The organism is Synechococcus sp. WH 8109 (assembly GCF_000161795.2).
Lineage (GTDB): Bacteria > Cyanobacteriota > Cyanobacteriia > PCC-6307 > Cyanobiaceae > Parasynechococcus.
Genome location: NZ_CP006882.1, coordinates 135,859 through 156,225 on the forward strand (window position 1 = coordinate 135,859; position 20,367 = coordinate 156,225).

The 20,367-nt window shown below is 62.3% G+C and carries 19 protein-coding genes, 1 tRNA gene, 1 other RNA gene and 1 riboswitch; of the genes, 11 read left to right on the forward strand and 10 right to left on the reverse strand.

What is annotated here, in order from left to right; all coding sequences use genetic code 11:
- Positions 1-12: 12 nt before the first annotated feature.
- Positions 13-119: riboswitch (TPP riboswitch) on the forward strand.
- Positions 120-164: 45 nt separating this feature from the next.
- Positions 165-1,568: a phosphomethylpyrimidine synthase ThiC gene (gene thiC / locus Syncc8109_RS00655; protein ID WP_025362013.1), complete on the forward strand. Its 1,404-nt coding sequence runs from the start codon at positions 165-167 to the stop codon at positions 1,566-1,568.
- A gap of 136 nt (positions 1,569-1,704) precedes the next feature.
- Here the strand turns inward: thiC and tkt are convergent, their stop codons facing one another.
- From tkt to acpP, 3 genes are read right to left on the reverse strand one after another with little or no spacing between them, the layout of a single operon-like run.
- A complete protein-coding gene (gene tkt, locus Syncc8109_RS00660; protein ID WP_006850509.1) occupies positions 1,705-3,714 on the reverse strand; it encodes a transketolase in 2,010 nt (669 codons plus the stop codon).
- Positions 3,715-3,768: 54 nt separating this feature from the next.
- The gene (fabF, locus tag Syncc8109_RS00665) at positions 3,769-5,016 is read right to left on the reverse strand and encodes a beta-ketoacyl-ACP synthase II (protein ID WP_025362014.1); all 1,248 of its coding nucleotides are present in this window, start codon (positions 5,014-5,016) and stop codon (positions 3,769-3,771) included.
- A gap of 8 nt (positions 5,017-5,024) precedes the next feature.
- Positions 5,025-5,267, reverse strand: coding sequence for an acyl carrier protein (acpP, locus tag Syncc8109_RS00670; protein WP_011363161.1), 243 nt, complete (start codon positions 5,265-5,267; stop codon positions 5,025-5,027).
- Between the two features lie 146 nt (positions 5,268-5,413).
- Here acpP and psaC point away from each other — a divergent pair, with 146 nt between their 5' ends.
- Together psaC and glmS are read left to right on the forward strand one after the other, a co-directional pair.
- Positions 5,414-5,659, forward strand: coding sequence for a photosystem I iron-sulfur center protein PsaC (gene psaC / locus Syncc8109_RS00675; RefSeq protein ID WP_006850103.1), 246 nt, complete (start codon positions 5,414-5,416; stop codon positions 5,657-5,659).
- Between the two features lie 54 nt (positions 5,660-5,713).
- Complete coding sequence (gene glmS / locus Syncc8109_RS00680) at positions 5,714-7,603, forward strand: glutamine--fructose-6-phosphate transaminase (isomerizing) (RefSeq protein ID WP_006850829.1); 1,890 nt, start codon at positions 5,714-5,716, stop codon at positions 7,601-7,603.
- Positions 7,604-7,606: 3 nt separating this feature from the next.
- On the opposite strand, the gene Syncc8109_RS00685 is transcribed toward glmS, so the two are convergent.
- Positions 7,607-9,067: a mannose-1-phosphate guanylyltransferase/mannose-6-phosphate isomerase gene (locus Syncc8109_RS00685; protein ID WP_025362015.1), complete on the reverse strand. Its 1,461-nt coding sequence runs from the start codon at positions 9,065-9,067 to the stop codon at positions 7,607-7,609.
- A 70-nt stretch (positions 9,068-9,137) separates the two neighbouring features.
- On the reverse strand, positions 9,138-9,671 hold the full coding sequence (gene rimM / locus Syncc8109_RS00690; RefSeq protein ID WP_006850793.1) for a ribosome maturation factor RimM: 534 nt from the start codon (positions 9,669-9,671) through the stop codon (positions 9,138-9,140).
- Between the two features lie 55 nt (positions 9,672-9,726).
- On the opposite strand from rimM, the gene Syncc8109_RS00695 reads away from it, so the two are divergent.
- On the forward strand, positions 9,727-9,912 hold the full coding sequence (locus Syncc8109_RS00695) for an NAD(P)H dehydrogenase subunit NdhS (RefSeq protein ID WP_025362016.1): 186 nt from the start codon (positions 9,727-9,729) through the stop codon (positions 9,910-9,912).
- 4 nt (positions 9,913-9,916) lie between these two features.
- On the forward strand, positions 9,917-10,744 hold the full coding sequence (locus Syncc8109_RS00700) for an ion transporter (RefSeq protein ID WP_006851168.1): 828 nt from the start codon (positions 9,917-9,919) through the stop codon (positions 10,742-10,744).
- Here Syncc8109_RS00700 and rnc read toward each other — a convergent pair.
- Positions 10,702-11,427, reverse strand: a complete 726-nt coding sequence (rnc, locus tag Syncc8109_RS00705; protein ID WP_006851986.1) for a ribonuclease III — start codon at positions 11,425-11,427, stop codon at positions 10,702-10,704. The two genes, Syncc8109_RS00700 and rnc, sit on opposite strands and share 43 nt — an antisense overlap.
- Positions 11,428-11,454: 27 nt before the next feature.
- An RNA gene (gene rnpB, locus Syncc8109_RS11390) (RNase P RNA component class A) lies at positions 11,455-11,845 on the reverse strand.
- 38 nt (positions 11,846-11,883) lie between these two features.
- On the opposite strand from rnpB, the gene Syncc8109_RS00710 reads away from it, so the two are divergent.
- The 3 genes from Syncc8109_RS00710 to Syncc8109_RS00720 all read left to right on the forward strand — a co-directional run bounded on the left by Syncc8109_RS00710 (position 11,884) and on the right by Syncc8109_RS00720 (position 12,881).
- A tRNA-Arg gene (locus Syncc8109_RS00710) sits at positions 11,884-11,957 on the forward strand.
- 92 nt (positions 11,958-12,049) lie between these two features.
- A complete protein-coding gene (locus Syncc8109_RS00715; protein WP_025362017.1) occupies positions 12,050-12,376 on the forward strand; it encodes a hypothetical protein in 327 nt (108 codons plus the stop codon).
- A 37-nt stretch (positions 12,377-12,413) separates the two neighbouring features.
- Positions 12,414-12,881 (forward strand): hypothetical protein, encoded by a 468-nt coding sequence (locus Syncc8109_RS00720; protein ID WP_006849882.1) that lies wholly within the window; start codon positions 12,414-12,416, stop codon positions 12,879-12,881.
- 61 nt (positions 12,882-12,942) lie between these two features.
- Here Syncc8109_RS00720 and Syncc8109_RS00725 read toward each other — a convergent pair whose 3' ends face one another.
- Complete coding sequence (locus Syncc8109_RS00725; RefSeq protein WP_006850619.1) at positions 12,943-15,465, reverse strand: glycogen/starch/alpha-glucan phosphorylase; 2,523 nt, start codon at positions 15,463-15,465, stop codon at positions 12,943-12,945.
- A gap of 210 nt (positions 15,466-15,675) precedes the next feature.
- Between Syncc8109_RS00725 and Syncc8109_RS00730 the strand changes: the two genes are divergently transcribed.
- The gene (locus tag Syncc8109_RS00730) at positions 15,676-17,052 is read left to right on the forward strand and encodes a cation:proton antiporter (protein WP_006850982.1); all 1,377 of its coding nucleotides are present in this window, start codon (positions 15,676-15,678) and stop codon (positions 17,050-17,052) included.
- 1 nt (position 17,053) lies between these two features.
- On the opposite strand, the gene Syncc8109_RS00735 is transcribed toward Syncc8109_RS00730, so the two are convergent.
- Positions 17,054-17,404 carry a hypothetical protein gene (locus Syncc8109_RS00735; protein ID WP_006851771.1) on the reverse strand — a complete coding sequence of 117 codons (351 nt, stop codon included), beginning with the start codon at positions 17,402-17,404 and terminating at the stop codon, positions 17,054-17,056.
- Between the two features lie 20 nt (positions 17,405-17,424).
- Between Syncc8109_RS00735 and Syncc8109_RS00740 the strand changes: the two genes are divergently transcribed.
- Together Syncc8109_RS00740 and Syncc8109_RS00745 are read left to right on the forward strand one after the other, a co-directional pair.
- The gene (locus Syncc8109_RS00740) at positions 17,425-18,336 is read left to right on the forward strand and encodes an alpha/beta fold hydrolase (RefSeq protein ID WP_006850952.1); all 912 of its coding nucleotides are present in this window, start codon (positions 17,425-17,427) and stop codon (positions 18,334-18,336) included.
- Between the two features lie 26 nt (positions 18,337-18,362).
- Positions 18,363-19,217, forward strand: a complete 855-nt coding sequence (locus Syncc8109_RS00745; protein ID WP_025362019.1) for a galactose mutarotase — start codon at positions 18,363-18,365, stop codon at positions 19,215-19,217.
- Here Syncc8109_RS00745 and Syncc8109_RS00750 read toward each other — a convergent pair.
- Entirely contained in the window at positions 19,202-20,353 is a 1,152-nt protein-coding gene (locus tag Syncc8109_RS00750) for an FAD-binding oxidoreductase (protein ID WP_006851538.1), read from the reverse strand. The two genes, Syncc8109_RS00745 and Syncc8109_RS00750, sit on opposite strands and share 16 nt — an antisense overlap.
- Positions 20,354-20,367 lie beyond the last annotated feature (14 nt).

The window sequence follows — 20,367 nt, forward strand, 5'->3', positions numbered from 1 at the left end:
TTGCTAGCGTTCAAACATCACTAGGGGTGTCTGGGTTTCACCATGAACTCAGACTGAGATCACACCCTCCGAACCTGATTCCGGGTTATGCCGGCGCAGGGAAGTGCTTGAGCGTGATCTACGGCCAAACGTCGACCCCTGGGCTGTCCGTCGCACCTCAGATCATGCGCGCTTCCTGGGTTGAGTCCCGTAAGGGTCAGGCCAACGTCTCTCAGATGCACTACGCCCGTCAGGGCGTGGTCACCGAAGAAATGGCCCATGTGGCCCAGCGGGAGAACCTGCCCGAATCGCTGGTGATGGAAGAAGTGGCTCGGGGGCGAATGATCATCCCGGCCAACATCAACCACACCAATCTGGAGCCGATGGCGATCGGAATCGCCAGCAAGTGCAAGGTGAACGCCAACATCGGCGCCTCCCCGAATGCGTCTGATGCCGCAGAGGAGGTGAAGAAGCTGAAGCTGGCGGTGAAGTACGGCGCCGATACCGTGATGGATCTATCCACCGGCGGCGTCAACCTCGATGAGGTGCGCACCGCCATCATCGGTGCATCTCCCGTACCGATTGGCACAGTGCCTGTGTATCAGGCACTGGAAAGCGTGCACGGTTCGATCGAGAAGCTTGATGAGGACGACTTCCTCCACATCATCGAGAAGCACTGCCAACAGGGCGTTGACTACCAGACCATCCATGCCGGCCTGCTGATTGAGCACCTGCCCAAGGTGAAGGGCCGCATTACCGGCATCGTTAGCCGCGGTGGCGGCATCCTGGCCCAGTGGATGCTTTATCACCACCGCCAGAACCCGCTTTACACGCGGTTCGACGACATCTGCGAGATTTTCAAGCGCTACGACTGCACCTTTTCCCTCGGTGACTCGCTGCGCCCCGGTTGCCAGCACGATGCATCGGATGCCGCTCAACTGGCCGAATTGCATACCCTCGGCGAACTGACTCGTCGCGCCTGGAAGCACGACGTGCAGGTGATGGTGGAGGGTCCTGGCCACGTTCCCCTCGATCAGATCGAGTTCAACGTGAAGAAGCAAATGGAGGAGTGCAGCGAAGCACCCTTCTATGTGCTCGGCCCGCTGGTCACCGACATTGCTCCCGGCTACGACCACATCACCTCCGCCATCGGCGCGGCCATGGCCGGTTGGCATGGCACGGCGATGCTCTGCTACGTGACGCCGAAGGAGCACCTCGGTCTGCCCAACGCTGAGGATGTCCGCGAAGGTTTGATTGCATACAAGATCGCTGCCCATGCGGCAGACATCGCCCGTCATCGCCCCGGCGCCCGTGACCGGGACGACGAGCTCAGCCGCGCCCGCTACAACTTCGACTGGAACAAGCAGTTTGAGCTGTCCTTAGACCCCGAGCGGGCCAAGGAGTATCACGATGAAACCCTGCCGGCTGACATCTACAAGCAGGCGGAGTTCTGCTCCATGTGCGGACCGAAGCACTGCCCGATGCAGACCAAGATCACTGATGAAGATCTTGAGGGTCTTGAGAAGGTGCTCGAAACCAAAGCAGGAGCCGCCGAGCTCACAGCGGTCAAGCTCGACAAAGCTGATTGATTGCGTTGACTGAAGTCAGATGTTGCCCGGCGTCCTTTTGGACGTCGGGTTTTTTTTGTGTAAAACCAACGATTGTTGGCATAAAAAAAGACCTCCTGATGAATCAGGAGGTCTGGGTATTGCACTGATCTGGCGATCAGCCGAGCAGAGCCTTGGCTTTAGCAACCACGTTCTCCACCGTGAAGCCGAATTCCTTGAGGCAGGTGCCGCCGGGGGCGGAAGCACCGAAGCGGTTCATGGTGACGCTGTCGCCATCCAGGCCGATGAAGCGGTGCCAGCCGAAGGACTCAGCGGCTTCCACCACCATGCGCTTGCGCACAGCGTTGGGGAGGACTTCCTCCTTGTAGGCATCGCTCTGCTCGTCGAACAGTTCGACGCAGGGCATGGAGACCACGCGCACCTTCTTGCCTTCAGCAGTGAGCTGCTTGGCGGCCTGGACGCAGAGGTCCAGTTCGGTGCCGGTACCGATCAGGATCAGATCGGGAGTGCCGGCGCAGTCTTCGAGTACATAACCACCCAGGGCCACCTTGTCGATCGAGGAGTTGGCCTGGTTGGCCATGCCCTGGCGGCTGAGACAGAGGGAGCTGGGGCGCTTGCGGTTCTGGATGGCCAACTTGTAGGCACCGCTGGTCTCGTTGCCGTCGCCCGGACGGAACACCAGCATGTTCGGCATTGCCCGCAGGGAGGGGATGGTTTCGATCGGCTGGTGGGTGGGGCCGTCTTCGCCTACACCGATGGAGTCGTGAGTGAGCACGTAGATCACGCCCAGCTCGCTCAGGGCCGACAGTCGCATCGAACCACGCATGTAGTCGGCGAACACCAGGAATGTGCCGCCGTAAGGGATCAATCCGCTGTTGTGATACGCGATGCCGTTGAGGATGGCTGCCATGGCGTGCTCACGCACACCGAAGTGCAGGTAGCGCTTCTCAGGGCTGCTGGCTTGATACGAGCCGGTTTCACCCTTGATGTCAGTGTAGTTGGAGTGGGTGAGGTCGGCGGAGCCTCCGATTAGCTCGGGCAGGTTGGGGCCCAGTGCGCCCAGGCAGATCTGGGAGTGCTTGCGGGTGGCCAGGCCACCGTCTTCGGGGGTGTAGGTGGGCAGATCCTTGTCCCAGCCCTCAGGCAGCTCACCGCGCAACATCCGCTCGAATTCGGCGGCTTCGCTGGGGTACTTGGTTCGGTAAGTGGCCAGGGTCTGGTTCCACTCGGCCTCGAGGCTGGCGCCGCGGTCGATGGCCTGGCGGAACTGGTCGTAGGCGTCCTGGGGGATTTCGAAGGGTGCATAGTCCCAACCCAATTGCTGGCGAGTCAGGGCTGCTTCCTCTTCGCCCAGAGCAGCACCGTGCACACCGGCTGTGTCGGCCTTGTTGGGGGAGCCGTAGCCGATGGTAGTGGTCACCTTGATGATTGACGGCTTGTCGGTCACTGCCTTGGCGGCCTCGATCGCTTTGGCGATGGCATCCACATCGGTGTTGCCTTCGGCCACGTGCTGTACGTGCCAGCCGTAGGCCTCATAGCGCTTCAGCACGTCCTCGGTGAATGACACATCGGTGCGGCCATCGATGGTGATGCTGTTGTCGTCGTACAGCGCGATGAGCTTGCCCAGCTTCAGGTGACCAGCCAGGGATGCAGCCTCAGAGGACACGCCCTCCTGATTGCAGCCGTCGCCCATGATCACGTAGGTGTAGTGATCGACCACGGTGGCGTCGGCCTTGTTGAACTTGGCTGCCAGGTGGGATTCAGCGATGGCCAGGCCCACAGCGTTGGAGATGCCGGCACCCAGGGGGCCGGTGGTCACTTCAACGCCAGGGGTCTCGAAGGTCTCAGGGTGACCTGGGGTCTTGGAACCCCACTGCCGGAACTGCTTGATGTCCTCAATGGACACAGAGTCATAGCCGGTGAGGTGCAGTAGCGCGTAAAGCAACATGCAGCCGTGCCCGGCGGAGAGCACGAAGCGGTCACGGTTGAACCACTTTGGGTTCTTGGGGTTGTGCTTGAGGAACTTGTCCCAGAGCGCATAACCCATGGGTGCGCAGCCCATCGGCAGGCCGGGGTGGCCGCTGTTGGACTTGTTGATGGCGTCGACAGCCAGCATCCGAATGCTGTTGATGCAGAGCGTGTCGAGAGACGCGGGCGCAGCGACCATGGTGTTAAGAGGAAAAGTTGGAGCGATTTTGACGCACGGCGTGAGCGGTAAGGCTCAGCTGGCGCGTTTGAATGCCAGGCAGACGTTGTGGCCGCCGAAGCCGAAGGAGTTGGACAAGACGGTTCCCAGTGTCTGATCCCGCGCTTGATTGGGCACGACATCTAGATCACAGTCGGGGTCCGGGGTGGTGTGGTTAATCGTGGGGGGCACGACACCGTGTTGCAGCGCCAGCACACAGGCCACGGCTTCGATGCCGCCGGAGCCACCCAGCAGGTGACCGGTCATCGATTTGGTGGAGCTCACCGGGATCTGCAATGCACGTTCGCCTAGGGCGCTCTTGATTGCCGAGGTTTCGTTTTTGTCGTTCGCCGGAGTGCTGGTGCCGTGGGCGTTGACGTAGTCGATCTCTGATGGATCAATTGCGCCATCGGCCAGGGCCAGGCGCATGGCTTCGGCACCGCCAACGCCGCCGGGGGTTGGGGAGGTGATGTGGTGTGCGTCGCAGGTCATCCCGTAACCCACCACTTCGCCAAGGATCGTGGCGCCACGGGCCTGGGCATGCTCGAGTGTTTCGAGCACTAGGACCCCGGCACCCTCCCCGATCACGAAGCCATCGCGCTCTTTGTCGAACGGACGGCTGGCTGTAGCCGGGTCATCGTTGCGGAAGGACAGGGCCTTGGCGCTGGCGAAGCCGGCCACTCCCAGGGGAGTGATCGCTGATTCGGCGCCACCGCACACCATGGCGTCGGCCTTGCCTAACTGCAGCAGCCGGAAGGCATCGCCAACAGCATTGGAGCCGGCAGCACAGGCGGTGGCGACCGCGGAGCTGGGGCCTTTGGTGCCCAGAGCAATGGCTGCCAGGCCTGTGGCCATGTTGGGAATCATCATCGGCACCGTGAACGGGCTCACCCGTCCAGGACCTTTGCCCTCCAATACATGGGCCTGCGTCTCCATCGTCAGCAGGCCACCGACGCCGGAACCGATGATCGTGCCGATCCGATCCGCATTTGCGACGTTGATCTCAAGGCCGGCATTGGCCACAGCCTGTTTAGCTGCCACCACGCCGAACTTGCAGAATCGATCCCAGCGCTTGGCTTCCTTCGGTTCGATGAAGCCGGACGGATCGAAATCCTTCACCTCCGCCGCAAAGCGGCAGGCGTGTGCGGATGCATCGAACAGGGTGATGGCGTCCACTCCGTTACTGCCGGAGGTGAGGCCGTTCCAGTAGTCCTGAACCGTGTTGCCGATCGGTGTGACCGCGCCGAGGCCGGTGATGACGACGCGATGGAGACCATCCACCATTGCGTTGCTCAGGCCTGTTTGTCTTCGATGTATTTGACGGCGTCACCAACGGTGGTGATGCCTTCAGCGGCTTCGTCGGGGATCTCGATGTCAAAGGCCTCTTCAAGGGCCATCACGAGTTCCACGGTGTCCAGAGAATCAGCACCCAGATCGTTCTGGAAGTTGGATTCGGGCTTGACTTCGCCGGAGTCAACACTCAGTTGCTCCGCAACGATTGAGCGCACCTTTTCGAGAATCGCTTCCTGGGACATAGCCGTGGCAACGGGACGCTGCATCTTACGGGCACGCCTTCGTTGGTCTTCTCGCCAACGCCTGCGCCGTTAACAACGATGACGGCATGGCCATGGACCGGCGAAGTACGGGTACGTTTGCCGCAAGCCTTCGTTGCATCGGGCACATGTCCCACGCCGTCAAGATCTACGACACCTGCATCGGCTGCACTCAGTGTGTGCGTGCCTGCCCTCTCGACGTGCTTGAGATGGTGCCCTGGGATGGCTGCAAGGCCGGCCAAATTGCCTCCTCGCCTCGCACCGAAGACTGCGTCGGTTGCAAGCGCTGCGAAACCGCCTGCCCCACGGACTTCCTTAGCATCCGCGTTTACCTGGGAGACGAGACCACACGCTCTATGGGTCTGGCCTACTGATTTTCTCCGTTTCACCTCATAAGCTCGGCCCGGCTTCAGCCGGGCTTTTTTTGTATGTGTGGAATCGTTGCCCTGGTGGGTTCCCGAGAAGCGGCGCCTCAGCTCCTGGAGGGCTTGCGGCAGCTGGAGTACCGCGGTTACGACTCCGCTGGGATCGCCACGGTGGCCGCCCAGGGGCAGCTGACCTGCTTACGGGCGAAGGGCAAGCTGCGCAACCTCACTGCCTGTTTTGAAGCCGAGGGTGCCCCTGGTAAATGCGGCATTGGCCACACCCGCTGGGCCACCCATGGCAAACCGGAGGAGCGCAATGCCCATCCGCACCGCAGCAGCAATGGTGCAGTCGCGGTGGTGCAGAACGGAATCATTGAGAACCACCGTGCCCTGCGGGAGCAGCTGGAGGCCTCAGGGGTGGTGTTCCAGTCGGAGACTGACACCGAGGTGATTCCCCACCTGCTGGCTGCGGAACTGCAGCAGCTGCAAGCTGCGGGTGGAACTCCAGGCGGTGGCTTTTTGCTGGAGGCCCTGCAGCAGGTGTTGCCCAAATTGCAAGGGGCCTATGCCCTGGCGGTGATCTGGGATCAAGCGCCAGGAGCTCTGGTGGTGGCGCGCAGAGCGGCACCCCTGCTGATCGGCCTGGGGGAAGGGGAATTCCTCTGTGCCAGCGACACGCCGGCCCTGGCGGGATTCACCCGCACGATCCTGCCAATGGAAGACGGCGAGGTGGCCTTGCTCTCACCCCTCGGCGTTGAGCTTTACGACGCAGCGGGGGTGCGCCAGCAACGCATGCCCACCCAGCTCAGCGGAGTGGACCATGTGGCCGATAAGCGCGAGTTCCGTCACTTCATGCTCAAGGAAATCCATGAGCAGCCGGAGACCGCAGAGCTCTGGGTGACGCGCCACCTGCCCCAGGGACTACCGCCGGAACAGCCAGTGGCGCTGCCGATGGACGATGCCTTTTACGCCGGGATTGAGCAGGTGCAGATCCTGGCTTGTGGCACCAGCCGCCATGCCGCCATGGTTGGAGCCTATCTGCTGGAACAGTTCGCCGGGATTCCCACATCGGTGCACTACGCCAGTGAGTTCCGCTACGCGCCGCCGCCGCTGGCTCCCCACACCCTCACGATTGGGGTGACCCAGTCCGGTGAAACGGCCGACACCCTGGCTGCCCTGGCGATGGAGGCAGAGCGGCGTCTGACCCATGGGGATCCAGTCTTTGCCCCCCGCCAGCTAGGGGTGACCAACCGTCCGGAGAGCTCCCTGTCACGCCAGGTGCCCCACATCCTCGACATCGGGGCCGGCATCGAAGTCGGTGTGGCAGCCACCAAGACCTTCCTTGGCCAGCTGTTGGCCTTTTATGGCCTGGCCATGGCCTTTGCGGCCCGCCGTGGTGCTCGCCCCGCGGCTGAGATCAAGGTTCTGGCGGACGAACTGCGCGGTCTGCCCCAGCAGTTGCGCCAGTTGGTGGATCTGCACGACCAGCGTTCCGAAGCCTTGGCACCTCGCTTTGCCGATACCCAGGACGTGATTTTCCTGGGGCGGGGCATCAATTACCCGATCGCCCTGGAGGGGGCGTTGAAACTCAAGGAGATCAGCTACATCCACGCCGAGGGCTACCCGGCCGGAGAGATGAAGCACGGTCCGATTGCCCTGCTGGATTCACGCGTGCCGGTGGTATCGATCGCAGTTCCCGGCATGGTCTTCGAGAAGGTGCTTAGCAATGCGCAGGAGGCCAAGGCCCGCGATGCCCAGTTGATCGGTGTGGCGCCCCAGGGGCCCGACACGGATTTGTTTGATGAACTGCTTCCAGTGCCCCAGGTGAGCGAGTGGATCAGCCCCCTGCTCACCGTGGTGCCTATGCAGTTGTTGAGTTATCACATCGCTGCTCACCGTGGCTTGGATGTGGATCAACCCCGCAATCTGGCCAAGAGCGTCACGGTGGAGTGAGCCTCAGCTGGCGCTGAAGCTGAGACCGTTGCGGCCGTAACGATCCTGAAAGCGCACGATGTCGTCTTCACCGAGATACTCGCCGCTCTGCACCTCGATCAGTTCCACAGGGATCCGTCCAGGGTTCGAGAGGCGGTGTTTGCAACCCATCGGGATGTAGGTGCTCTGGTTTTCCCCCACCAGCTGTTCGGAGCCATCGCGCTCCACCAGAGCCGTTCCCTTCACCACAACCCAGTGCTCGGCGCGGTGGTGATGCATCTGCAAGGAAAGGCTGGCGCCGGGTTTGACCGAGATCCGTTTCACCTGCCAACGGGTTCCTTCGGTGACGCCTGTGTAATGGCCCCACGGGCGGTAGATCTTGCGGTGGGCTTTGCCTTCCGGACTGCCCGCGACCTCCAGCTGCTTCACCACGGTCTTGATGTCCTGGGCCCTGGAGCGATCCGCAATCAACACGGCGTCGTCGGTTTCAACGACCACCAGGTTGTCGACCCCCAGCCCCACCACAAGACGGTGTTCGCTGCGCAGGTAGCAGTCGCGGCTGTCTTCGGCGATCACGTGGCCCTGCAGCACATTGCCTTGGGAATCCTTTTGCTCTGAGGTTTCCCAGAGCGCGCTCCAGCTGCCGACGTCGCTCCAGCCCGCATCCAGCGGCAGCACACTGCCCAATTCTGTTTGTTCCATCACGGCCACATCAATGGCCACGTTGGGGCATTTGGCAAAGGCCTCCCGCTCGAGTCGCTGGAATTCCAGGTCAGCCGTGTCCTGCTCCAGAGCTGCCCGGCAGCAGCTCACCACTTCCGGGGCCAGCCGTTCCAGTTCCGCCAGTATGGCGCTGGCGCGGAACAGGAACATTCCGCTGTTCCAGGTGAAGCGTCCTGTGGCAAGAAACTGCTCTGCTGTGGCCTGATCGGGCTTCTCCACAAACCGCTTGATCGGCACATGGGCTGGTCCACCGAGTGAGAATGGTTCGCTGGCCTCGATGTAGCCATAGCCAGTTTCCGGTGCCGTCGGCACGATGCCAAAGGTCACCAGGCGACCCTCTTCGGCGGGCTTGCGGCCTGCGTCGATGGCCTGGCGGAACTGGGCGGCATCGCGGATCAGGTGATCTGCCGCCAGCACCAGCAGCAGGGGGTCCTCGCCGTTGGCCGTGGCCTGCAACGCGGCCACCGTCACCGCTGGAGCGGTGTTGCGGCCCCTCGGTTCCAGCAGGATCGCGTTCGGCTCGACCCCGATCTGCCGCATCTGTTCGGCCACGATGAAGCGGTGGTCTTCATTGCAGATCAGCAGGGGAGCCGCCAGATCGTCCAGGCCATAAAGCCGCTGTTGGGTCTGCTGCAGCAACGTGGCCTCGCCGTCTCCGCTCAACGGCCAGTACTGCTTGGGGTAACTCGCCCGCGATAGTGGCCAGAGCCGTGTGCCGGTGCCTCCGCAAAGGATTACAGGAATCAGCGGTGTGGAGGCCATCACGTCCTGAAAGCGGTGACCCAGAATCACTCGCCCTATGGGGTTCTGTCGATGCCCTGAGAGAGATCTGTCAGAGCTCCAGTAGGCCCGGCGGTGGGGTGAGCAGCAGCCAGCCGTCCTCCAACTGCACCTTCGGCACGATCGCCTCCACAAAGGGAATCAACAGCTTTCGCCCTTCTGATGTGGTGATTTCCAGCAGGTCGTTGCCGCCGCTGATTAGGTCGCTCACTGTGCCAACGGCAGGCCCATCGGCCGTGAGACGTGCCTCCAGGCCCAGCAGATCGAGCAGGTGAAATTCCCCCTCTTCCAATTCGGGCCGGTCATCCGCTGATACCAGCAGTTCATGGCCCACAAGGGTTTCGGCGGCGCTGCGGCTGTCAATTCCTTCAAGCCGCACCACGAAGAGCGACTTGCCGGGTAGTTGCCGGCCTTTTTTGAGCTGGATTTCTGTCGGCTCACCCCCCTTGCGACTGCGCAGCCAGCGGGGCCCCGGCGCCGTGAATCGCTCGGGGAAATCACTGGCGGGGTTCACCCGCAGTTCCCCTTGCAGCCCCTGGACTCCCACGATCTTGCCGACGCTGAGCCATTCATTGGTCTCTGCCATGTCATCCGCCGAGCGCTCTGCCGATAATGGCGCCAGATCCGTCCGCGAACGAGCCATGGCGCCTGCAACCTCTCCGATCCTCCCCGGCTCCACCGTCACCGTGTCGGATGCCACCTCGATTTACAACGGTTACACCGGCTTCGTGCAGCGAATCAGCGGCGAACGTGCGGCGGTTTTGTTTGAAGGCGGAAACTGGGACAAGTTGGTGACCCTGCGGTTGAAGGACCTCCAGCCGGCCTGAGGCGATGGACAAGGACCGAAGCCTGCGACAAAGGCTGCAGTCCACGGTGCTGGAAGCCAGCACCCCGGCGGGCAAGGCCTACAACGCTGTGATTTTTGGGGCGATTCTTCTGAGTGTTCTGGCTCTGCTGCTGGAACCTGACCCCCTGGGCAATTCAGCCCTGCGCCAAACAAATGTGCCCTGGATCGATCTCGTTCAGAACGTTTGCTTGGCGGTGTTTGTGGCGGATTTCGTTCTTCATCTGGCCTTGGTGGAGAAGCCTCGCCGTTACCTGTTCAGCTTCACCGGATTGATAGACGCGTCCGCAGTCCTGTTTTTCTTCGTGCCGCAGGTGCGTAGTGAGCTGTTGCTGTGGGTGTTCAAGTTCGGCCGCATCCTGCGGGTGTTCAAGCTGCTCAAGTTCATCGATGAAGCCCGCGTGCTGGGGCAGGCCCTGCGGGGAAGTGCCCGCACCATCGGCGTCTTTTTGTTCTTCGTATTCCTGCTGCAGGTGGTGCTCGGCTACAGCATCTTTGTGATCGAGAGCGCCCGGCCTGATTCCCAGTTCCAGACGGTGGCGAGCGGCGTCTACTGGGCAATAGTCACGATGACCACCGTCGGCTACGGCGACGTGGTTCCCCAGACGGAGCTGGGGCGACTGTTGGCCTCAGTTGTGATGCTCTTGGGTTTCGGCATCATCGCCATTCCCACAGGGATCCTGACGGTGTCGGGGGTGCGCCATCACCAGCAGCGGTCGGCTGAGGAGGTCTGCAGCAGCTGCGGGCGTCAGGGGCACCGCAGGGATGCCCGTCACTGCGATGCCTGCGGCGCGTCGCTGCCTTCCAGGGCCTGAAGAGCGGCTGTTGCCGCGTTCTGCTCGGCTTCCTTGCGGGAGCGGCCCTTGGCTTCCGCCAGCTCCCGGTCTTGGATGCTCACTCGGCAGCGGAAGCGTTCGGGATCGCCGTGCTGGCGGCTGCATTCCTCGGTGGCGTAGTTCGGCAGTCCCAGTCCTTGGCCCTGGCTCCACTCCTGCAGCGTTGTTTTCCCGTTGAACTGGTGGGGATTTGTAAGTACCGCTTGGGCGGTGGCACACCAGTGGGGGGTAAGCCAGCGGTGGATCGCTTCAACGTTGCCCAGGGCGCTGTACAACGCACCGATGAGAGCTTCGGTGGCATCGGCTCGCAGCCTGGATTGGGCGGAACGATCCCCCTGGGCGTGCCGTCCCACCAATAGATGTTGTTCGATGTCAAGCGCTGAACCCACATCTGCCAGCCAGCGATCGCTCACCAGCTGGGCCCGCAGGTTGGAGCAGGCACCCACTGCCAGATCGGTATGGTCACGATCAATAAATTCGGTGGCGGCGAGCCGCAGCACCGCATCACCAAGGAACTCCAGCCGTTCCAGGTTGCGGGTCCGGCCGCTCGACACGTGGGTGAGAGCCTGATCCACCAGGGCGAGTAGCTCAGGGTTGATTGGAATCTCAGCGTCGAGCTGCTGGATGAAGTCGGTGAGCTCTGCGGCACGGGATGGATCCATACGGACTCCTGAGCAACGCTGAATAAGGGTTGAAAGCAGGACGTAAGCCGGGTTCTGTTCACGCCCCACAGAGGTTGTTCTGCAGAGGGTGGGTGGCTATCTATCTGGGACCGCCGTTGCCGACGGCCTCAAGCGGCGCGTTATGGCGGAACGGGGCCAATGGCCAGCCGTCGTTCCTTGGCCTTGCTCCCAGCCGGGGTTTACCGAGCCAGCACCTCTCGATGCTGCTGGTGCGCTCTTACCGCACCTTTGCACCCTTGCCTGTGCCGGCGAACCGGCCATCGGCGGTGTGTTTCTGTGGCACTCTCCTCACGGTCACCCGCACTGGGCGTTACCCAGCAAGCCTGGCCATCAGGGAGCCCGGACTTTCCTCAGCCGACACTCAAAGAGATCGGCCGCAACCACCTCGCCTGCTTTCAGATCTCATCATGCCTCGTGGGCATAATTCAGAGGTCTGGGGCTGTAGCTCAGCTGGATAGAGCAACGGTTTCCTAAACCGTAGGTCGTGGGTTCGAGTCCCGCCAGCCCCGTTAGAATTGCCAACAGGTAGTGAGCGCTACATCTGGTGGGGTGTGCAGATCGTTCACCACCGCTAGGGTTGGAGCAACCGGGTTTGGGTGCCATGACCCAGCTTCACGATCTTCGTCTGCGGCTGTTGGTGCAGCAGGAAAGTGAGCGTATTGCTGAATCCCAGCCCACGGATCTGGACTTGTCCGTGGTTCAGGCCCGTTGCCTGTGTTGGCTTGCTCTCCTGGCGGAAGCCCACGAAGACCAGGCCAGTGACGCGGAACGTCGCGGAGACACGGAACAGGCCATGGGTTGGTTCGCCGATTCGATGCGGCTGAGGGATGTGATCGGTGTGGTGTCGTCCATTGAGATCCCTCTGCCCGACACCGCTGGTGAGGATGGCCCTCAGGCCGAGGAGGATCTGGGGCCTCAGGCGGCTTGATCGGTGGCATAGTGGGGAATGACCGCGAGGGACTGCATTGCCGGAAGAGCCCTGCCAGTGTCCGGATTGCCAACGGTTTTACCGGGAGCATGATCGGCTGATCCGGGAGTCCCCCACGCTTCGTCAGCAACAAGAGCTCAACTGGGCAGCACTCCAGTCATTCCGCACCCTGTCGGGTCGAGTGCTCGAGGATCTGCAGAAACAGCACGGTTCCCACCAGACCGCCGATACAGCCGCTGCGAAGCCCGCAGCAGCTGTTGCGCCTGGGCCAGAGGAGTCAGGTGATGCCATCCAGCAGGCTATTGCCGATCTGGAGAACATCAACGCCCATCTGTTCTCAATTGAGGCCTTGATGGAACGGGTGTTTGACGTGCGCGTCCCGGAGGAAATCGAGCAGAAGTTCCGCGAACTTGCCGGTGAGTTGGCTCCCGACCCATTGAATGTGGACCGTCTGCGGCTCAACCGCCTTTTGCACCAGACGCCTGACTTACCCGATCGCAGCTGAAGCACTGCTTTTTGGTGTCTTAGCCCTGGAAGGAATCCAGGGCTTTTTTTTGTGGTTGTATTCAGCGCACGTCGCAGGTGATTTCCACGTTGAGTGGATCCACGGCCCAGATGTTCCTGCAGTACTCGCCGATGGAACGGTCGGAGGAGAAGAACCCGGTGCGGGCCGTGTTCAGTAGCGACATTCGATTCCAGTGCATCCGATCGCTCCAGGCACGGCTCACCGCCTCCTGGGTTCGCAGGTAGTCGGCGTAGTCGGCCATCACATAGAAGGGGTCGTTCCCGGTGAGGTTGTCGAGCAGAGGGCGAAACAGTTCGCCGTCGCCGTTGCTGAAGTGCCCCATCTCTATCAGCCTCAGGGCCTCCTGCAGTTCCGGCAGTGCTGAGATCACATCGCCGGGGCGGTAGCCGTCGTGTTGCAGGGCTGTGATCTCTTCCACGGTCTTGCCGAAAAGGAAGAAGTTCTCGCTGCCCACCAGCTCGCGGATTTCCACATTGGCGCCGTCAAGGGTGCCGATAGTGAGGGCACCATTCATGGCGAATTTCATGTTGCCGGTGCCGGAGGCTTCCTTGCCGGCGGTGGAGATCTGTTCGGAGAGGTCGGAGGCGGGATACACCTGCTCTCCCAGCTTTACGTTGTAATCCGGCAGGAACACCACCCGCAGCAGGCCATCCATGTCGGGATCGGCATTGATGGTGTCGGCGATGCCGTTTAGGAAGCGGATGATCAGCTTCGCCATGTAGTAGCCGGGAGCGGCCTTGCCGCCGAAGATCACGGTGCGGGGCGCCATGCCGTCGGTCTGGCCGTTCTTGATCCGCAGGTACTGGGTGATCACCTGCAGGGCGTTGAGGTGCTGGCGCTTGTACTCGTGGATGCGCTTCACCTGCACGTCGAACAGGCTGGCGGGGTCAACCAGCACGCCGGTGTTGCGGTGGATGTAGGTGGCTAGTTTGCGCTTCACCGACAGCTTGGTGTTGCCCCAGAGCTCCAGGAAGCTCTGGTCGTTCTGCCGCTCCTCCAGTTTGCGCAGGCTCTCCATGTTGGAGATCCAGTCGGGGCCAACGCGCTGATCCAGAAGGGCCGACATCTCGGGATTGGCCAGGGCGACCCAGCGGCGCGGGGTGACGCCATTGGTGACGTTGGTGAACTTCTCCGGCCAGAGCGCCGCGAACTCCGGCAGCAGGTCGGTTTTCACCAGATCAGAGTGCAGCGCTGCCACACCATTCACATGGTGGGCGCCGATGGTGGCCAGATGGGCCATGCGCACGGCCTTGCTGCCCTCTTCATCGATGATCGAGAGCTTGCGCTGGATCGCGTCGTTGCCGGGATAGCGCAGCCGCACCTGCTGCAGAAAGCGCCGGTTGATCTCGTAGATCAGCTCCAGATGGCGGGGCAGCAGGCTGCCGAACAGGTTGAGGTCCCACTTTTCCAGCGCTTCCGGCAACAGGGTGTGGTTGGTGTAGGCCACGGAGCGGGAGGTGATGTCCCAGGCCCGGTCCCACTCCAGATGCCGATCGTCGATCAGCAGCCGCATCAGCTCCGCTACCGCGATGGCCGGGTGGGTGTCGTTCAGCTGTACCGCCCAGTAATCGGGGAACTCCTCAACGGCTAGCCCACGGTTGTCGAGGCTGCGCAGCATGTCCTGCAATGAGCAGCTGACGAAGAAGTGCTGCTGTTTCAGGCGCAGTCGCCTGCCTTCGTCGGTGCCGTCGTTGGGGTACAGCACCTTGGAGAGGGTTTCGCTGCCCACCTTTTCCTCAACGGCGCCGTAGTAGTCGCCGATGTTGAAGGCATAGAAGTCGAAGCTTTCGGTGGCATCGGCACGCCAGAGCCGCAGCCGGTCGCAGATGTTGACGCGATAGCCCAGCACTGGCACGTCATGGGGAATGCCGATGGCGTGTTCTGCCGGGATCCAGCGGGAGCGGTAGTTGCCTTTGTCGTCGATGTAGCTCTCGGTGCGGCCGCCGAAGCCCACGAAGCAGGCCTCGTCGGGCTGGGGCAGTTCCCAGGGCCAGCCTCCCTTGAGCCATTTGTCGGTGATCTCCACCTGCCAGCCATCGCGGATCAGCTGATCGAAGATGCCGAACTCGTAGCGGATGCCATAGCCGGTAGCCGGGATCTTCAAGCTGGCTAGTGACTCCATGTAGCAAGCCGCCAGACGGCCAAGACCGCCGTTGCCCAGGCCCGGTTCCTCCTCCACATCCAGGATCTGCTGCAATGACTCGATGCCGAAATTCTTCAGGGCCTCTTCAGCCTCCTTCTGAATTCCCAGATTCAGCAGGTTGCTGTGGAGCTGCGGGCCGATCAGGAATTCCGCCGACAAGTAGGCCACCGACTTCTGTGGGCGTGCCCGCATCGCTTCGGTGGTGGCCAGGTAGCGCATCATCAGCCGATCACGCACCGCGTAACTCAGGGCCATATAGAGGTCATGGCGGCTGGCGGTGGGGGCGAGCTTGCCGAGCGTGAAGAACAGGTGTTCCGTCATGCCGTCGAACACGCTCTTGGCATCGAGGCCGGCGCGTTCTGGGTCGTTGTGACAGCCGGGGGTCGGCAGACGCAGATCGAACGGTTGTGACGTGGTCATGGGGGTTCAGCGAGCCATGGAGCGTGGAATCACCGTCAGGCCAGGGTGCTCGGAGCCCAACTCAATGAATTACCCGGACCGTAGCCATCACAACTGGGGCTGCCTGCAAAAAAGCGCTTAATACAGCATTCCCGGTCAATTGGGATCATCCAGCGAACAGTTCAGCGGCGGAATCACCATTAAGGTTCGGCGTGAGACATGCCCGGCTTGATGCTGCTGCCCACCCTGCTGAGCGAAATCAGCAGTCACGACCTCGAATTGGCTGAAACGCTGATCGGCGTCCTTCGCTTCATGCTGATCTTCGTGGCGGCCCGCACCCTTGCTGAGGTGCTCGTTCGCTTTGAGCTCCCCACGATTCTTGGGGAACTCCTCGCTGGCGTCCTTATTGGTGCCTCGGGCCTGCATCTTTTGGTGCCGCCGGAGACCCAGGTGCAGCTTTCCGGGGCCTTCTCCGAGGTGGTGTCCGGCCTTTCGCATGTGCCGGTGGAGGAAATTTCAGCTCTCTACAACGAGAGCTTCGGCGCCTTGCAGGCGGTGGCCACGCTGGGTCTTTATTCCCTGCTCTTCCTCACGGGTCTTGAAAGTGAGCTAGAGGAACTGATGGCGGTGGGAGCCCAGGCCTTCAGCGTTGCCGTGGTCGGCGTGGTGCTGCCCTTTGCCCTAGGCACCCTTGGCTTGATGGCGATCTTCCACGTGGATGCGATTCCGGCCATTTTCGCCGGGGCCTCGATGACAGCCACCAGCATCGGCATCACTGCCAGCGTTTTCGGCGAACTGGGCTATCTGCGCACCCGAGAAGGCCAGATCGTGATCGGCGCCGCCGTGCTCGACGACATCCTCGGGATCGTCATCCTGGCCATCGTGGTGTCCTTGGCGGCCGGCGGAACTCTGGAGATCGGGCCCATCGTTCAGCTGGTGGTGGCGGCTGTTCTGTTTGTGGTGGTGGCCTTGTTGTTGAGCCAGAAGGCTGCCCCTGCTTTCGACTGGGTGATTGATCAGCTCAAGGCCCCTGGCGACAAACTCATTGGTTCTTACTTGCTGCTCGCTGTGAGCTGCTTCGTGGCCTCTGCCATTGGGCTGGAGGCTGCACTCGGGGCCTTCGCCGCTGGTTTGATCGCCAGCACCTCAAAGCATCGCCACGAGATTCAGGCAGCAGTCACCCCCATCGTTGGGTTGTTTGCCACCGTTTTCTTCGTGCTGGTGGGTGCAGGAATGGACCTCTCTGTGATCAACCCCTCTGATCCGGGGGCTCGTTCCGCTCTGGTGGTGGCAGCCTTCCTGTTCGTGGTGGCGATCATCGGCAAGGTGGCTGCCGGCTGGGCCATCTTCAGCAAGGAAAAGACCAACAACCTGGTGGTGGGGCTGGGAATGATGCCCCGCGGCGAAGTTGGCCTGATCTTCCTGGGCCTGGGTACCGCCTCAGGCCTTCTCAGCCCTGGCCTTGAGGCGGCGATTCTGTTGATGGTGATCGGCACCACGTTCCTGGCGCCGGTGCTGTTGCGCATCGTCCTCAAAGACAAGCCCCCTGAAGACGGCAATCAGGTTCCCGACGAATTCGCTGCCGATCCCCTGGCGGGTGCCTCCTGAATCAGTCGTCTTTCCCGGCATTGGCGAGGACGATCAGAACACTCCAGCCCACGGCCACAACGCCAAGGCTGGAGGCCCAGCCAGGACCTAGGACCCAACTGAATCCGAGCTGGGTGACAACGCCCGTGACGATGGCCAGCAGCAGGCTGCTTATCACAAGCACAGGTTGACGCACCGATTCGGGTAGGTCACTCTCTTCAAGGCTTGATTCCAAAGTGCTGAGCGGTGCGCTCAGCGGCACGTAAAGGGCGATGGCCCACAGCAAAGCTCCGCGCCAGACGGATGCGTCCGCCAGCGGTCCGCCCATCAACTCGTAGCTCACCATCCAGGCCGCTTCAGTGCTGCTTAGCATCGCGTCCCTCGCAGCCGGCTGTGGATCGCGTCACCTGGAGCCATTTCGGCCATGCCGTGCACACGGTGCAGCAGCATCCCGAGAATGACAGCACTGATCATCCGGCACTTCTGTTGGTGCATGGGTTCGGGGCATCCACCGATCACTGGCGCCACAACATTCCCGTCTTGGCCCAGACCCATGCCGTGCATGCGATTGATCTGCTGGGCTTCGGCAGAAGTGCCAAGCCGGCGGGTCTGAGTTACGGGGGTGCTCTATGGCGCGATCAACTGGTGGCCTATGTGCGCGAGCGGATCGGCCGTCCGACGGTGATCGCCGGCAATTCCCTCGGTGGTTTTGCGGCCCTTGCTGCCGGGGCTGCCTTGGGATCTGACTGTGCGGGAGTCGTGCTGCTCAATGCTGCCGGTCCCTTCAGTGATGAGCAGAAACCGCCGCAAGGCTGGGGCGCCATCGCTCGCCAGAGCATCGGCACGGCCCTGCTGAAGAGTCCGGTGCTGCAGCGGTTGCTGTTCGAGAACCTGCGCCGACCCGCCACGATCCGCCGCACGCTGAACCAGGTATACGTCGACAAGACCAACGTTGATGATTGGCTGGTGGAGTCGATCCGGCGCCCCTCCCTCGATCCCGGCGCCTTCGGGGTGTTTCGCACGGTCTTCGATATCCCCCGCGGTCAGCCCCTCGACGAGCTTTTTGTGGAACTGACGGCGCCGCTGTTGCTGCTCTGGGGCATTCGTGACCCCTGGATCAACGCCCCCGGTCGCCGCTCCACCTTCCAGCGCCATGCTCCGGAGGCCACCACTGAGGTGGTTCTGGAGGCCGGGCACTGCCCCCACGATGAGGTGCCGGATCAGGTGAATGCGGCGTTACTGCAATGGTTGGAGGGCCTCAGGTCGGCTGCGGCACCGACAAATGTTGATCTGCTGGCTAACTGAATGAATGAGCTACCCCGCATCGGCGGATGCCCATGACCCTCACCCAGCAGTCGGCCCCATACGCCCACTGGGATTTCGTCCATCCCAGCAGCGGTGATCGTTTGCGGATCATTCCCGAGCGGGGTGGTTTGGTGAGTGGTTGGTCTTGCGGGGGGCGGGAGATTCTGTATTTCGATCAGGACCGTTATGCCGATCCCAGCAAAAGCATTCGCGGCGGCATTCCGGTGTTGTTTCCGATCTGCGGAAACCTGCCCCGAGATGTGCTGCCTGTGGATGGCGTCGACTATCCCCTAAAGCAGCACGGCTTCGCACGGGATCTTCCCTGGCAGCTTCAGTTGCTCGAGGATCAGAGCGGTGTGTGCCTCAGCCTCTCCAGCACTGGCGAAACGCTGAAGGCCTATCCCTTCCCCTTCCGTTTGGAGATGGAGCTGCGCCCGGTGGTCTCTGCCTTAGAGATCTCCACCACGGTGCACAACTGCGGTGATGCCTCCATGCCTTTCAGTTTTGGCTTGCACCCCTACTTCAGCGTGAGCGATCTGGCCCAGACCCGGCTCACGGGTCTGGCGGAGCGCTGCCTAAACCATCTGGAGATGGCGGAGGCCGCTACCGCCGATCAGCTCAAGCGGTTGCCCGAAGGGGTGGATTTCCTCTGCCGGCCTGCGGGTCCTGTCAGTTTGATCGACGATGCCACCAGCGTGACGCTGGAACTGCAGCACCAGGCACCGCTGGACTTCAGTGTGGTTTGGACCGAGCCCCCGAGGCGGATGGTTTGTTTGGAACCCTGGACCGGTCCGCGGCAGGCCCTGGTGAGTGGTGATCGAAAACTGGTGCTCGAGCCCGGTGCAAAGCAGACCCTGGCCTGTCGCTACAGCGTCTCCTGATCTACCCCCGGCAGACGGCCGCGGCTGAGTTGCAGCTTGGGGTCGAATTGGCGTTTCACCGCTTCGATCAGCGGTCGCGACGGACGGTCAAGCCAGACCGGCATGGTTGACCCAGCCGCGCGTTTCAACAGAGTCATTTCGCCGCCGAGGCGGATCACGCTGCGGCGCAGCGCCTCCAGCTGGTGATCCGCTGTCGCCATGTCGCACCAGCCATCACCGCAGCCGGCTCCCGCGGCAAGTTCCCAGGTCCAAGGCTTGAGGACCCTCATCGCCTCATCCCGCAACAACCGGTGCAACTGGGCCGGTGGTAGCACCAGCCGCACCAGCTGCGCAGAGGGGCTGGCATCGAAGGGTGTGGTGAGAGCATCGGAACAACGCTGGCGTTCGGCGCTGAGCTGTTGGTTTAGCGCCAACGCCTCGAGCTGCTTCAGTTGATCTTCCACCGCCCGCTCCGAGACGCTGCTCACCACCAGCCGCAGCCGCCAGGCACCATCGCCGCCGTTGATCCAGTCACAGCGTTCCGGCGTCAGGCTGGAGCGCAGCAGTTCGCTGCGAAAGGCCTCCTGGGCCTTCACGTCGCCCTCCAGTAGCAGGCCGCTCCGGGCGGGGCGCAGCGGTTGCAGCCGCAGGGTGAGTTCGGTGATCAGCGCCAGGCTGCCCCAGCTGCCGCAGAGCAGCCGCATCAGGTCGTAGCCCGCCACGTTCTTCACCACTCGTCCACCGGCATGGGCTTCGACGCCATCTGCTCGCAACAGGCCGATGCCAATGATCTGATCGCGCACCCCCAGATGGCGTTGCCGCAGTCCCCCCGCCAGTCCACGGGCCACCAGGCCGCCGATGCTTCCGGGAGCGCCGGCCCGGGGCCAGTCAATCGGCAGCCATTGCCCCTGTTCCGCCAGCAGATCCTGGAGGTCCTGCAATGGCAGGCCGGTTTCCACCGTGATGGTCAGATCGTCCACGGCATGGTCGATCACCCGGTTGAGCTGCCGGCAGGAGAGGATCTCATGGCGGGGATCCAGCGGCGGACCCCAGTCCAGGCGTGTGCCCAGGCCACTAGGACTCCAGGGGGTGCCGCTCTGGTGCCATTGGCGCACCAGATCAATAAGGGCACTGCGGCTGGTGGGGGAATGGCTCACGGCACGATGGTGCC

Bases quoted from the DNA above. Each gene is read 5' to 3' on its own strand.
- thiC (WP_025362013.1), top strand. From the start codon at position 165: ATGCGCGCTTCCTGGGTTGAGTCCCGTAAGGGTCAGGCCAACGTCTCT.
- tkt (WP_006850509.1), bottom strand. From the start codon at position 3,714: ATGGTCGCTGCGCCCGCGTCTCTCGACACGCTCTGCATCAACAGCATT.
- fabF (WP_025362014.1), bottom strand. From the start codon at position 5,016: ATGGTGGATGGTCTCCATCGCGTCGTCATCACCGGCCTCGGCGCGGTC.
- acpP (WP_011363161.1), bottom strand. From the start codon at position 5,267: ATGTCCCAGGAAGCGATTCTCGAAAAGGTGCGCTCAATCGTTGCGGAG.
- psaC (WP_006850103.1), top strand. From the start codon at position 5,414: ATGTCCCACGCCGTCAAGATCTACGACACCTGCATCGGCTGCACTCAG.
- glmS (WP_006850829.1), top strand. From the start codon at position 5,714: ATGTGTGGAATCGTTGCCCTGGTGGGTTCCCGAGAAGCGGCGCCTCAG.
- Syncc8109_RS00685 (WP_025362015.1), bottom strand. From the start codon at position 9,067: ATGGCCTCCACACCGCTGATTCCTGTAATCCTTTGCGGAGGCACCGGC.
- rimM (WP_006850793.1), bottom strand. From the start codon at position 9,671: ATGGCAGAGACCAATGAATGGCTCAGCGTCGGCAAGATCGTGGGAGTC.
- Syncc8109_RS00695 (WP_025362016.1), top strand. From the start codon at position 9,727: ATGGCGCCTGCAACCTCTCCGATCCTCCCCGGCTCCACCGTCACCGTG.
- Syncc8109_RS00700 (WP_006851168.1), top strand. From the start codon at position 9,917: ATGGACAAGGACCGAAGCCTGCGACAAAGGCTGCAGTCCACGGTGCTG.
- rnc (WP_006851986.1), bottom strand. From the start codon at position 11,427: ATGGATCCATCCCGTGCCGCAGAGCTCACCGACTTCATCCAGCAGCTC.
- Syncc8109_RS00715 (WP_025362017.1), top strand. From the start codon at position 12,050: ATGACCCAGCTTCACGATCTTCGTCTGCGGCTGTTGGTGCAGCAGGAA.
- Syncc8109_RS00725 (WP_006850619.1), bottom strand. From the start codon at position 15,465: ATGACCACGTCACAACCGTTCGATCTGCGTCTGCCGACCCCCGGCTGT.
- Syncc8109_RS00730 (WP_006850982.1), top strand. From the start codon at position 15,676: ATGCTGCTGCCCACCCTGCTGAGCGAAATCAGCAGTCACGACCTCGAA.
- Syncc8109_RS00735 (WP_006851771.1), bottom strand. From the start codon at position 17,404: ATGCTAAGCAGCACTGAAGCGGCCTGGATGGTGAGCTACGAGTTGATG.
- Syncc8109_RS00745 (WP_025362019.1), top strand. From the start codon at position 18,363: ATGCCCATGACCCTCACCCAGCAGTCGGCCCCATACGCCCACTGGGAT.